Annotated in this window: 15 protein-coding genes; 7 read left to right on the top strand and 8 right to left on the bottom strand. The window is 44.5% G+C overall.

The features are described from left to right. Positions 1-148 precede the first annotated feature (148 nt). Positions 149-679 (bottom strand): dihydrofolate reductase family protein, encoded by a 531-nt coding sequence (locus tag QMA41_RS21835; RefSeq protein ID WP_281630610.1) that lies wholly within the window; start codon positions 677-679, stop codon positions 149-151. Between the two features lie 91 nt (positions 680-770). Here QMA41_RS21835 and QMA41_RS21830 point away from each other — a divergent pair, with 91 nt between their 5' ends. Then, a complete protein-coding gene (locus tag QMA41_RS21830) occupies positions 771-1,331 on the top strand; it encodes a TetR/AcrR family transcriptional regulator (RefSeq protein ID WP_281630609.1) in 561 nt (186 codons plus the stop codon). 8 nt (positions 1,332-1,339) lie between these two features. Here QMA41_RS21830 and QMA41_RS21825 read toward each other — a convergent pair whose 3' ends face one another. After that, complete coding sequence (locus tag QMA41_RS21825; RefSeq protein WP_281630608.1) at positions 1,340-2,215, bottom strand: LysR substrate-binding domain-containing protein; 876 nt, start codon at positions 2,213-2,215, stop codon at positions 1,340-1,342. Between the two features lie 103 nt (positions 2,216-2,318). Here QMA41_RS21825 and QMA41_RS21820 point away from each other — a divergent pair, with 103 nt between their 5' ends. After that, positions 2,319-2,930 carry a LysE family translocator gene (locus tag QMA41_RS21820; RefSeq protein ID WP_171750557.1) on the top strand — a complete coding sequence of 204 codons (612 nt, stop codon included), beginning with the start codon at positions 2,319-2,321 and terminating at the stop codon, positions 2,928-2,930. Between the two features lie 6 nt (positions 2,931-2,936). Here the strand turns inward: QMA41_RS21820 and QMA41_RS21815 are convergent, their stop codons facing one another. Next, positions 2,937-3,818: a LysR family transcriptional regulator gene (locus QMA41_RS21815; protein WP_281630606.1), complete on the bottom strand. Its 882-nt coding sequence runs from the start codon at positions 3,816-3,818 to the stop codon at positions 2,937-2,939. A 91-nt stretch (positions 3,819-3,909) separates the two neighbouring features. On the opposite strand from QMA41_RS21815, the gene QMA41_RS21810 reads away from it, so the two are divergent. From QMA41_RS21810 to QMA41_RS21795, 4 genes are all read left to right on the top strand, one after another. Further along, positions 3,910-4,338, top strand: a complete 429-nt coding sequence (locus tag QMA41_RS21810; RefSeq protein WP_038157432.1) for a PACE efflux transporter — start codon at positions 3,910-3,912, stop codon at positions 4,336-4,338. A gap of 96 nt (positions 4,339-4,434) precedes the next feature. Then, positions 4,435-4,848, top strand: coding sequence for an alternative ribosome rescue aminoacyl-tRNA hydrolase ArfB (gene arfB / locus QMA41_RS21805; RefSeq protein WP_281630605.1), 414 nt, complete (start codon positions 4,435-4,437; stop codon positions 4,846-4,848). A gap of 554 nt (positions 4,849-5,402) precedes the next feature. Further along, a complete protein-coding gene (locus QMA41_RS21800; RefSeq protein WP_043010797.1) occupies positions 5,403-6,197 on the top strand; it encodes a hypothetical protein in 795 nt (264 codons plus the stop codon). A gap of 2 nt (positions 6,198-6,199) precedes the next feature. After that, positions 6,200-6,946 (top strand): ThiF family adenylyltransferase, encoded by a 747-nt coding sequence (locus QMA41_RS21795; RefSeq protein WP_019275390.1) that lies wholly within the window; start codon positions 6,200-6,202, stop codon positions 6,944-6,946. A gap of 108 nt (positions 6,947-7,054) precedes the next feature. On the opposite strand, the gene QMA41_RS21790 is transcribed toward QMA41_RS21795, so the two are convergent. From QMA41_RS21790 to QMA41_RS21770, 5 genes are all read right to left on the bottom strand, one after another. Beyond that, complete coding sequence (locus tag QMA41_RS21790; RefSeq protein WP_281630604.1) at positions 7,055-7,957, bottom strand: homocysteine S-methyltransferase family protein; 903 nt, start codon at positions 7,955-7,957, stop codon at positions 7,055-7,057. 218 nt (positions 7,958-8,175) lie between these two features. Next, on the bottom strand, positions 8,176-9,057 hold the full coding sequence (locus tag QMA41_RS21785; protein WP_038157422.1) for a hypothetical protein: 882 nt from the start codon (positions 9,055-9,057) through the stop codon (positions 8,176-8,178). Then, positions 9,036-10,688, bottom strand: coding sequence for a phosphoethanolamine transferase (locus QMA41_RS21780; RefSeq protein WP_281630603.1), 1,653 nt, complete (start codon positions 10,686-10,688; stop codon positions 9,036-9,038). The genes QMA41_RS21785 and QMA41_RS21780 overlap by 22 nt, the downstream gene beginning before the upstream one ends. Positions 10,689-10,953: 265 nt before the next feature. Further along, entirely contained in the window at positions 10,954-11,838 is an 885-nt protein-coding gene (locus QMA41_RS21775) for a DMT family transporter (protein WP_281630602.1), read from the bottom strand. An 80-nt stretch (positions 11,839-11,918) separates the two neighbouring features. Further along, complete coding sequence (locus tag QMA41_RS21770; RefSeq protein WP_095561694.1) at positions 11,919-12,335, bottom strand: RidA family protein; 417 nt, start codon at positions 12,333-12,335, stop codon at positions 11,919-11,921. A 247-nt stretch (positions 12,336-12,582) separates the two neighbouring features. Between QMA41_RS21770 and QMA41_RS21765 the strand changes: the two genes are divergently transcribed. Then, positions 12,583-13,044 carry a transcriptional repressor gene (locus QMA41_RS21765; RefSeq protein ID WP_281630601.1) on the top strand — a complete coding sequence of 154 codons (462 nt, stop codon included), beginning with the start codon at positions 12,583-12,585 and terminating at the stop codon, positions 13,042-13,044. The last annotated feature ends 22 nt before the right edge of the window (positions 13,045-13,066 follow it).

The following is a 13,066-nucleotide window of genomic DNA, read 5'->3' as shown; positions in this document are numbered from 1 at the left end:
ACAACATTAAATCGAACGCTAAATTCGGATGTGTGACTGGCGATAGAAAACCACTATATTTAGCTGATGAAAGACTAAGAGAGTAGTTGTTAAAATATTATATATATCAATTATTTCTAGTTAAAAGCATTGATGTATCTGCGCTTTTTCAGGCTCTTAAATAGTGACTTTGAACAATAGCGCCCAGATGAGTTTCACTCTTATGCAGCTGGAAATTCAATGGCTTCACTAAGTCACCAAACAGCGGCGCGCCACCACCAAGTAATACTGGAATGGTAGTTAGGACCATCTCATCAATCAGGTCTTGCTGGAGGAAGCTCTGTACTGTTTTTCCACCATCAATGTAGAGATCTTTGTAGCCCTGAGCATTCAGTTCATTCAATACATCCTTCAGCTCACCTTTGGCCAGAAAGACCTTGTTTTCATAACCTTCAGGCACCTTGTCCATTGTATTGCTCAATACAAAAACAGGTTTCGAATAAGGCCACTCGCCGCCAAAGCCTAAAACTACATCCAATGTGTTTCGCCCCATCACGAGTGCATCGACGCGTTCCATGATTGCAGAGAACCCCATGTCATGATTGTCTGGGTTCGGGACCGAATTCAGCCAATCAAGGCCACCTTCTTTATCCGCGATATACCCGTCTAGACTAGTAGCAATAAACACGATGTTAGACATAAAACAGCTCCGATAGTTATAGGTAAAACGAACTCGACACCATTAATTCTACAATGTAGAATTAATGAAAATACTATAACGAGATAACAAAATGACTGTCAAGAAGAAACGCGGAAGACCAGCAGGAGAAAAAGCTCAATTAGGTGAGGAACGCATTCTTTCGGTTGCAAAATCAATGATGAAAGAGCAAGGAAAAGTTCCCAGCATACGGGCACTTGCCAGCGAGTTAGATGTCGACGCGATGGCCATCTATTACTATTTCAAAAACAAAGACGCGCTGCTGGAAGCCATCACGGTTTCCTTGATTGAAGACATCTATCTGCCTAAAACTAACGAAAACTGGCAGCATGAGCTCATGCAGTTAGCAACCAGCTATGTCCAGTTGTTGAAGAGCTATCCAGGCTTATTGACCACGTTGCTCAGCATGGAATCTGTCAGCCCAGCGATGGTCTTCATTGAGCGTTTCAAATCTATTATCGCGCCATTGTCTTTAAGCGAAGCGGAAGAGCGTAATGCCATTGATCTTTTGGCGGACTACCTGCACGGGTTTGCTTTAGCCCTTAACTGCAACCCTAACACCGACCAACTCGATGAAAACATGATGCAAGGGCCGCTTTCACTCTATTGCCGAGCTTTAATGTCTGGTCAATAACGTAAGGGCTATGCTGCGTAGTGGCAGGGTAAGCAGTTACTCATTTCCGATTTAAGCCAACTGACGAATGGTGTACTCAGTGGCGAATGATGATCGGCGGTTTGGATGGCAACATAATTGTGCCCAGTGAGAGAAAACCCCATAGGTGCAATTAACCGCCCTTGCTGAATGTCATGGTGTACCAGTGGGTAAGAACCTATAGCGATCCCAAGCCCGTCACTGGCCGCCTGCAAACAAAAATAGAAATGAGCAAAGCTTTGCTGGGATTTTGTTGTGACTCCTGAGAGAGACGAAGCATTTAACCACTCTTGCCACGCTGTTAAACGCGTTTGAGAATGCAGCACCTTGGCATTTTGTATATCACCTTGAATGCTCTCCCAGTATTCTTTGGTGCACACTGGCCCCGCCCACTCTTCCACCAGAGAAGTTATCTGATAGTGCGACGGGATCGGGAAATCATCACGACGAATCGCGACATCCAGCCCCGCATTGACGAGATTGATTAGGCCGCCTGCCGTGGATAAACGGACATCCGTCCCTGTTTGAGAATAGAATTCGTCCAGCTTGGGCATCAGCCAGCGCATGGTGAGCGTGGGTTCACAAGACACTTCCAAAGAGTGAGCATCGAGGCTGTTGAGCTTGGCAACACCTGCCGATAAAGCGCCAAACGCCTGCTCGGTATAGCTCTTGAGCAGTTGCCCTTCTTCCGTTAGCACCACATTGCGGCCTTGTTTATGAAACAGGCGCTTATCCAAATACTGCTCTAATGCCTTGATTTGCTTACTGACGGCCCCATGAGTCAGATTGAGCTGCTCTGCAGCCTGCGTATAACTGTTGGACGAGGCGGCGATGTGGAATGCGTGAAACGCTTTAAGGTGGCGCATATGTGAAATTATCTCACAATTATTTGGCAATAGTTTCGATTATAGAAAGGAGGAAAGCTTCCTACAATAGCTGCATCTTATAAACAATATACAAAGGTTTACAATGGAATTTGTTAGCTTAGCCGTGCTCGGCTTCTTTATTGTCATTAGTCCCGGGGCGGATTTTGTCTTAGTGTTGAGGAACAGTATTCAACAAGGAAGAGCGGCAGGTGTTTGGACAGCCATTGGCATTAGTACCGCGATTACGGTTCACATCGCCTACTCTATTCTAGGTATTGGTTACTTAATTTCACAAAACCTTTTTCTTTTCCAATGCCTGAAATATCTCGGCGCTGCGTATCTGATTTATCTAGGTATAAAAGGATTTTTATCCAGCAGCCACGAACTAGAGCAACAAGCAGGTATGGAAAGCCATCAAGCTCAGTGGCGCTATGCATTGCAAGGCTGGCTATGTAACGCATTGAACCCAAAAACCATGTTGTTCTTTGTCAGTATCTTTAGCCAAGTCATTTCTCCCAACGGCGAAGAAATGACTCTAGCGCTGTTTTACGGTGGCTATATGATTCTGCTCCACGGGCTGTGGTTTGGTTTAGTGGCCGTCCTGCTGACCTCGCCAACCCTTCAAACGCGCTTGCTGAAATTGAAGAAAAGGCTAGAACAAGCCTGCGGCATTGCGCTTGTCTCTTTCGGCGCCTTATTGGCAACCAAAGCGTGATAAGAATCAGTCAAGCAGTTGCTTGAGGTGCTCTTCCAACCATAAGAGTGCCGGCCCCTTACCTGAACTTTTCAAGGTCGCCACATCCACAGGTGGGCTCCAAGTTTTGTGATCAATCGAAACACGTAACTCAACCAAGGCGCCTGACTCAATAGCAGGATCCACCATGTGAGCAGGCAGATAGGACCAACCTAAGTTGCCGTGCAGAATAGTGTGCTTAATCGAGCTAAAACTGTTTGACCACCACACTTTGGACGCCAGCACGGGAAATTGCTGTAAGGTGGCGCCTTGGTTACCACGCGGTAACAACTGACGGTATTTGATGGCATCAGTGATCGTGACCGTATCCAGCTCAGCCAGAGGGTGAGCTGGATGGCAGATTGCTTTAAACGGCAAATGCCCAATAAAGCACGGATGAATGTCCTGACTAAAATCCAAATCAGTAAACATGATGCCAATGTCTGCCTGACGTGAAGTCAAAGACTCGACGACATCCATACTGGCGGTCGAAATCAGTTCAATCTCTGTCGCCGGAAAGGCCTCCGCAAACTGGAGAAGTATCTTCGGTAAACTCGGCACCATGAGCGCATCATCGACGGCAAGGCGAATGACTTCTTCATCGCCGTTTTCAATCGATTCCACTGATGCGTTCAGTTCTTCCACCTGCAAGACAATCGCTTTGACCTGCTTAAACAATTGACGCCCTTCACGGGTCAGCGTCGGCTTACGCGTCGAACGATCAAATAGCTGAATATTCAGGTCAATCTCTAGATTGTTGATCCCCTGACTCACCGCTGACTGCACTTTGCCCAGCTTTCTCGCACTAGCGGAAAAGGAGCCCTGCTCAACGGCTTCAACAAACATCCTTAGTTGCTCAATGTTGTACATATCATCATTCGTGATAGTTACTATCTTTATTCAATCATAAATACCGATATTATTTATAGCAAATAATCAGTACATAAGTGAGAGAGAAACAATGTCACATAAAGAACGCATTCTACATATGGTGCTATTTGAACTGGTTGCCTTGATTTTAATGGCGACGCTAGCAACGCTGATCACTGGAAACGGCGCGGGCAAAATGGCGGGGCTTGCAATCGCACTATCGCTGATAGCGATGGGTTGGAACTACATTTACAACTATGGTTACGACAAAGTGTTCGGCGCAGACCGCAGTAAGCGAACCGCCAAAGTGCGTATTCTGCATGGACTCGGATTTGAATTGGGCATGATGATCATCTCTTTCCCAGTTCTAATGTGGACACTGCAACTCGGATTCTGGTCAGTATTAGTCATGGATATTGGCGTGGTGATTTTCTTCGTCCTTTACTCCATCGGATTCAACTGGGTTTACGACGCGATTCGTCAACGTATTACCACTCAGCGACTGGCCACTTCAGCATAAACGCAGATTCACGGGCTTTGGTTTTATCAAAGCTCGTGGTATTTAGCCGCTATTCGCTTTACACTTCGCTTATTACTCCGCAATTCCACTTCATTAATGCTCACTATTTCAAACACAGTCACGCTTCAGGCATGGGAGATTCAACTTACGGCAATTCGCGCTCAAGGTGCTGGCGGCCAGAATGTGAATAAAGTGTCTTCTGCGATACACCTGCAGTTTGATATAAAGCACTCAACACTTCCTGCGGTGTATAAAGAGCGCTTGCTGGCCTTAAATGATTCACGCATCTCGAAAGAAGGCGTTATCACCATCAAAGCGCAGCAATACCGCACTCAGGAGCAGAACAAAGAAGACGCACTTAATCGTCTCGCCGAACTGATTCGCTCCGCTAAAGTCGTACAGAAAAAACGCCGCGCAACCAAACCTACAAGAGCTTCGAAAGAAAGACGCCTAAAAGCCAAAGGGATAAAGTCACAAACTAAATCCTTGCGCGGTAAGGTGAGTCACTAAAATATCCTTAACACCCCCTCAACATTGAGGCGGTCTACTGGCCTCAAAAAATAACCAAACTTACCCAACATAACTAGTCTTTAGAGAAACCTGCCTTCAGAAGGTTAAGCAGGCATCAATCCTTAACTTCAAATAATTACAGATAGCTACGCCAGCAACTCATCGATTTATTAAGCGATAAGTTGCTCGTTAAGCTAACACCGAAGCATAGAATGCAACGAGAGGTCGCAACAACTCCCACCACACTTCCTCATGTATAGCCACCTTTTCAAGCCGTTCAATTTTCCATATCACATTGGTTGCATTCATCATTTGTGATCTACTGCCTTTCACCAAAATATAAAACCAGTAGCATATGCAAAATTTTTATTAAACTCCTGTTTTTATTTATATTTATGATAATTATACAAAGTAAATTATCACTATTTATAAGGCCGAGGTCGTACATAAAAACAGCAATGATGATTACAACGAGGCTAGCTGCTATGACGCACACCTACATAGATCACTTTGGACCAACAACTACACATCATTACTTTAATCCAGGAAAGTACTTGAGCGACGAAGCACTTTTAAAGATTTACGATGAGTTACTCTCAATCAATGGACGCGCCAAGAAACCGGTTGATCACAGACTGTTAGATGCCGCTGATGATGTAGAAGCGATACGTAACAAATTCCAAAGCATGGTTGTCGGCATCTTGTATAAAGAGCAACAAGTGCCTATCGGATTTTTGGTGAGCCCCATTATTCGCGAAGGTAAGTTAACCGTTGTTCACGCAGGACTCGTTGTTATCGCAGAAAACAATGGGACGAATCTTTTGGCACTCGCCACCGCAGGCTTAGCCAAAGTCATTTACAGAAAATATCGACGAGTCTATACCACCAACATATCTGCAACGCCCAGGATCATAGAAAATTTCAGCCGTTTTACTGTAAAAGGATGGCCTACCGCGGAGTCCAACCAAATCAAACCACCTTCTAAAATCTATGCTCGAGTTGCAGAAACGCTGGTAAATGGTTATGTCAAAAAATACTTCCACAATCCGGAATCCGTTGTCTTTGACTCGAAACGTTTTGTTCTCAGTTCAGAAACCGATGAAATGGGGTTTGAGAAAGACTACCGCCAGCTACCCAGAGCAAAACGCCACAACGTAAACAGCTTTGTTATGACGTGGATTGATACTGAAAAGGGAGAAGACATTCTGCAAGTTGGCATATTTAACACTTGGGTTGCATTCAAAACCTGGATTCAAATCAGTCTCTATCGATTGATTTTAATGGTTAGCTCTGGACCAGCCTATCAAACCAAAGAAGCTGTCACTGAACAATCTACCGAAGGAGCCTAGTGATGGACTACTCACGTAACTGGTTGTTCGTCTCGCCTACGGAACAGCAGCAACTAGCCTCTACCAAACTTTTGATCGTAGGCTGTGGAATCGGTGGGGTCGTGGCAGAACTGGCTCTTCGCACTGGCATCCGGCATATTACCATTGCCGACGGCGATACCATTGAGTCAAGCAACCTTAATCGACAAAACTTTACTTCCCACGAGCTTGGTAAGAACAAAGCGTCAGCAATTGGAGACCGACTGACAAAAATAGATGCAACAGCGTCAATTAATGTCATAGACAAGTTTCTGGACGAGTCAGACTTGAAGACACACATCCCTGAGCATGACTTTGTCATCAATACCATAGACTTTGATGCACCTGAATTCCCTCTCGTACACCAGATCTGCAAAGAACATAAGAAAGTGGAAATTTTTCCCATCAATTTAGGCTTCGGATCTGGGATGACATTGCTCGATCACACGACGCCAGGTTGGCTGGAGCACTATCAAGTCGCTCATCACACCGAGATTAAACAGGCTATTCTGATGCACTTGCTTCACTCCGGTGCCATGTCCGACTATTTGGTAAAGAGCGCAGAGACTTACTACGCAAAACAAGTGGAATACGACTCGCAGCTCGCCATTTCTTCATCAATTTCGGCATCAATGGCTATAGGTGCTATCGTTGCGATAACCAAAGGTAGCCCCGTTGCCAAATTCCCTCAGTTCCAATACGTCGATGTAATGGCGCCAACGGTTTTGTAGGGTGTTCTTCTGATCATTTCGGGACCAAAACTGGCTAATTAAGTAAAAATCCCTATTCGAAGAGGGATTTTTAACCAGAGCATTAAATATGTATGTCTTGAGGAGTAATTAAGACTCTTCCATTCCATCTCGCCATGCCGATAGCACTTCAATATGACTTGGTTCTATGCCACAACATCCACCAATAATACTAGCGCCGAGCGAATGCCATGTTTTTACGAACTCTAAATATTCCTGAGGAGAAAAATGACGCAGCGCCTGCACAGTGTTATTCGCCTCATGGCTGGTATTTATTGGCGTAAAACTGTTTGCAAACACACCAATCGCTAGCTCACGCTCCAGTAGGCCAACCACGTTATTCACCGCTTTGATCGCTTGCTCAATAACCTCTGGAATTGAGCAATTAAAGAATATTCCTTTAGCCTCACTACTCAACAAAAGCTCTACTGCTGATGACACCGACTCACCAGATCGAAGACGAGCTGGTTGATTCACTTCATCCATCAAGGTGAAGGCAACAAAATAAGGTTTATCCGTCTGCGAGAAAACGTCCAAAACAACCTTTGCTTCTGCCAAACTCGATACAGTTTCCGCCAGCCATACGTCTACATACTGGTCTTGAGCCTGAAACAACAACGAACTTATTTCATGGGCCTTAGCTTCCTCAAAGAGGTCAGGACGATATGAGCCCAGAGGAGGAGGAAGCGAGCCCGCAACCACCACATTTTTTCCTGAACAATCCACCACTTCACGAGCAATTTGAGCTGCACTTTTTGCCAGCTCTTTGCCTCTGGACGCATACAGTTCTTCCCCTAGATGAAAAGGAACACAAGCATAGCTATTCACTGTGATGACCTCTGCCCCTGCATCAATAAAACCTTGATGAGCTTGCTTTACATAATGTGGGGATTCAATCAGAGCTTGAGCACTCCAGAGAGGTTGAGAGAATGGCGCTCCGATGCGTTTTAATTCGCGACCCATACCGCCGTCAAGTATCGTAACTTTGTTCATTTTGGACTTCTATACTGCTAAGTACCCTTAAGGCAATTCAATCACATTAATGCGTAGACAAAAGTGATAGTTTCTCATTATTAACATGAACAAACTTCAAGTTTATGTCTCTAGTATAAAATAACGTCAATGTAAGTGAAGATCTCTTTCTTCAAGGTATGAGATTGAACCACAGCTGAAGTACACTATCTTAGCCGACGACCAGTTTCACACAAGACTCATTCGAGCTTCTCTAGGTGTAATGAGTGATCGACGATATAACCTTGATATCGCTCTAATGCACCTTCAGGAATCGCGAACGGCAAACCTCCCCATGAGAGCTGCGGAACCGCTCTTACATAGGGTAAAACGCACAAGTCTACAAATTGCTGTTGAGTGTAAGGAAACGATATAAAATCGGTTTTCCACTGATTAATGTTTGCGATCAATTCTTGGACAGAACGGTGTTCCTCACACCCCGCAAGGAGCTCTGGGCTCGGCAAGTAGTAGGATGTTTTATACCCTGATGCATGAAAATCAGCGAGTGCAGCCGCGTTTTTAGATTCTACAATTAGACGTTGCCTGTCTTTCTTCTGAGTAAAGTAGCGGTTCAGATAGCCTACAATAGTTGGGCTAATTTCAGGCGTTAGATTTTTCAGATCTAACCATAAACGACTGCTTATCGGTACAATATCCACAAGCTGATGGAAGTAGAACGCCATTGATGCATGTTCAGGATAGTGGTAAATATCCAGCGCCTCTTGGTCCACATTCCAAACCGCATCAAACTCGAATGCCTGATAATACTTAGCGTACGTTTTTGCCCGCTCAGGACTGTTTGTTCGGTGAGCATAAACATGCTCAGGAATACGATAGCGTTCAAAGAACAAAGATAACGCTAGTGGATCTTCAACGCCGTATGAATCAGCATCTAACTTACCTTGTTCCAAAATAGTGACAACGGGTAATTGATCACAGCTTGCAACCAACCCTACTTTCTCGACGACTTTACAGCTGGAATAAACGGCAAAAACCCTGATCGGCCTCAGCTTATCGAACGTCAGCAAGATAAGAACAGATGTGAAAATTAAAAGATAAATTAATGAGCGTTGTATCTGCATTGCTGCTGCCCCGGATAATAAAACTCAAATGAAAAGTCACTAGGTAAGGTTTTCGTCACACCCTGCACAGAGTAATAGGTGAACTCACTGGTTGACTCTGGTGGCTCTATTTTCATACCGAGTGTTGATAACAAGACTTCAGGAAAGTAAGCGCTGTTAAACAGCAGATGTTGGTTATCCCGGTAACAGTTAATCACCTCAGACATATTTTTCCCTAGCGAGCCAAAAACAAGGTAAGGCACCGCAAGCTCGTCTTCGACACGAATAGGTTGTAGCCCATGCCCTTTACCTATAACTTCACCATGATCAGAAAAGTAAACCAGTAAGCTGTTGGGTTCATCTTTAAACAGCCCAGAAATCAGTGCATCCAAAATCGAATCTGTGAAATGAACAGAGCTCAAGTAAGCGATTTCAATGGGTGACACATCAGAAACAAGCGTGAGTTGTTGCTTGATGGCATCAAAGTGGGCTTGAGGCAATGCTTCACCATTTCTCACTGAGTAGTCAGCGTGCTCGCCAGATAAATGCAGTACAACAAACTGATGTCCATCATCTTTGTTTAGCTGCTTTACCACCGCTTTGGCTGCATCAATATCTCGCCAAAGCTGTCCTGGCTCACCAGTATGGATAACATTATCTGAGGAAGTCGCTACTTTAGCGGTGAACGAGTCCCAGCGAGTGTAGAGTGCTTGGGTGGTAACCCAGGTAGTTTCGTATCCCATCATCCGAGCAACATCAATTAAGTTCACATAAGGCAACCCTTGGTACAACATTTGATTCGCCGAAATAAATGAGAACGAACGAGGGACGGATTCTCGAGTATTGGGGGCAGGAGCAAAAACGCCATCGACCACGGTGACAAGGTTACTGTCTTCGATATAGCGAGCCTTCAGCTTTGGGCTCGAATTTATCTGACTTCCGTAGAGAGAATAGGATGCTCTTCGTGAAGACTCTCCAATAACAATGACGATATTAGTGGGAATAGCGAGAGAAAAATCAGGCAATACATGTTCTGGCAAATCTTGTCCATAGCTCAAGTGGCTCTGATAACGCTCATAAAAAGCCAAGACAGCAACTCTGAAAATATTGTATGCGGGCGTGTCCTGATAAAGGTACAAAGTATGGACGTAATCTTCAGTTATCTGCTGTTTGGCTTCAGGGTCAAAGTTCCATTTAAAAACAGGTAAGGCGGTAGCCACAACCAAAACACTCAACAATAAAGTCATTCGGCGCCATCCCTGAATAGGCAAGTAGGCTTTCCAGAAACAATACAGCCCTATCGCGGTGGATAGAAAGACCGGAACCATGATGTACCAGTTAACGAGTTCAAAATAACCGATAACTTCTTCGCTATGTGTCAGCAGTATTGAGTGGAACGCCCCCGTAGAAACAAGGCCTCCCGTCAGAACTAAAGAAACGATGCTGAACAAGCACGATAGAACGAATAGAAGCTTGGTCGCCTTACCCAGCCAGCCTTTAAACGTCATGATAAATAACAGTAGCAACACGCTCATCAGCGCGAAGTAGTAAGTGAATATACTGCTTAACTGCATGGTAAAAACGAGCGGAACGAGAAAAGGAAGTAAGCCAACTACGCAGTACACGACAGCAGTTTTATTCATCGCCTTCATAGGCATTCTCCTCAGTAACGACTTGCGCATTCAATCGATACAGCAGAGAACATGCCAATTATAAAATCTTTAAATTACAATGCATTAAGTGACAAACAGGGTTATTGGGTTAATCTCAAACCCATATTGAGATAATCATCGCTTTTTGATTCTCATATCAAAAAACACTGTCGAAGACTTAGATATTGAGCTCCCTGCTTAACCAATAGTGTTTCTTTCAGAAATTAGATGCCACGGCTCAACTAGCCGTGGCAACAACGTGAGACTATCGCTCGTTCTTACTGTGTTTGCCTTCGAACATCTGATTAATAAACAAGGCTGACAAAATAATGGCTAACGCTAGCCAAGTATTGCCTTGGACAGACTCATCGGTAAGAAAAACACCAATCAACACACCGACGGCAGGGACCAAATAATTGGTCATTGAAGTGAAAACTGCGCCCGCATTTTTAATACTCATCATATAGAGGTAATACACGACGCCAGCACATATCACACCTAGATAAAGCAAAGACATAACTGATGACGTATTCGGGTGCGACTGATTGATCGGTGCCGTCATCAAAGCAATCACAGTCAGCTGAACACTGGCCATACATAGAACATTACGCGCCACAATAAGTGGGTGCTCACCTTTGACACGATTAAGTAACAGCAACGCAATAGCAAAAGAGATAGCAGAGAACACAATCGCCATCGAGCTAACAAGGTCGATACGCCCTGTCTCAGTGACAAGCTCAGGATAAAATAACACCAGCAGCCCACCGAATCCTACGATAACGCTAATCGCACTACCTATACTGATTCTCGCGCCTTTAATAAATACAGGCGCAAGCAATAATGCGTAGAAAGGCAATGTTCCCATCAATATCGCCGTAATCGAGCTTGATAACTCCTGCTGTGCCCAAGGGACCAAAACAAACGGAATTGCCGCCTCCAAAAGGCCAATTATTGCAAACAGCCCCCATTGCCTGCTCACACTGGTTATGCCAATCATTTTGCATATCAGAGTTAATGTTAGTGCACCGAGAATAGCGCGGAATGTACCTATCCATACTGGGTCAAATCCCATTAGAGAATATTTCTGGAAAACAAACTGAGAGCCCCAGATGAGCCCGATCGCAAGCAGAGTTAAATAGTTTTTAAACATGACGTGATTACCTAAAGTGCATCATTTTTCACTAGATGTGTATGTTGTCGTTGTTGAGATAAGTTCGGTGGAAATATCGATTACATCGCTTTAAAAGCCACCGCATCCACCTCTATTTTCATCCCATCAAGCGCCAACCTAGGTACTGGGATCAACGTACTGGCAGGTAAGCGATCAGACGGCCAACGCGTGAGCATCTCATCGCTCCAGACCTTCAGTTTGCTTTCATCGTGATCGACGATTAACACGGTAATTTTTAAAACATCGCCGAAGCTGATTGCATGGGCAGTCAGAGCAATATCTAAGTTGGTTAACACACTCCGCACTTGCTGGCGAAAATCTTCACTCAAGCGGTGCTCGACGCCTTCTCCACCACTTTGACCTGAGATATAAACGAGTTGCCCATCAGACGGAGCCGTTACTGTGTGACAAAAACCATACGGTGTTGGATTGAATAAATCTGAGGGATTATGAAAAGTAATTGTTTTATTGGACATTTTTTTACCTTCTAGCCATTTTAAGTTCAAATCCCAGGCACTATAAAAGCTCAACCTAGCTTGAGGTCAATAGCATTTTTTAGTCCCGCAGATATAGCCAAAAGCGGGAAAACAAATAAAACCCACAGACACGTATTTTCTGGTTCGCTAAGTATGTTGAAAGGCTTTATTGCGAGCTAAAATGTTATGTTATAACATAAGGAAATAATAATGGAACATCAGAAAATACACGGTTTGGGTGAATGTTATGGACACAATCGAGACAATGATTGAACAGGCAGAGAAGCGCTGCCTGGCAAATGGAAAGCGACTCACTTCAAAACGTAAGCAAGTACTCACAGCGCTCCTTCATGCTGATAAAGCGCTGTCTGTTTACGAGCTGATTGACTACGCAAAAACTCACTTTGGCCAAACGGTTCAAGCCATGTCTGCTTACCGAATCTTGGAGTTTTTGGAAGAAGAGCACTTGGCACATAAGCTCAACGCCTCAAGCAAATATGTCGCCTGTGCTCATATCCATCATGAGCACGAACATGGCGTCCCCCAATTCTTGATTTGCCGCCAATGTAACAAGACTCAGGAACAAACTTTAGACCCATCCCTTATTACCAACCTAGAGTCAGATGCCAAGCAAGTCGGGTTTAAGGTGTTAACACCGCAACTTGAGATCGATTGCCTGTGCAGTGAATGCAGCCAGAATTCCGATTAACACTCAGTAACTCAGCCAAAAG

The sequence above is a fragment of the Vibrio sp. St2 genome, from assembly GCF_947311885.1.
Lineage (GTDB): Bacteria > Pseudomonadota > Gammaproteobacteria > Enterobacterales > Vibrionaceae > Vibrio > Vibrio coralliilyticus.
This window is presented reverse-complemented; position numbering and strand designations above follow the sequence as displayed.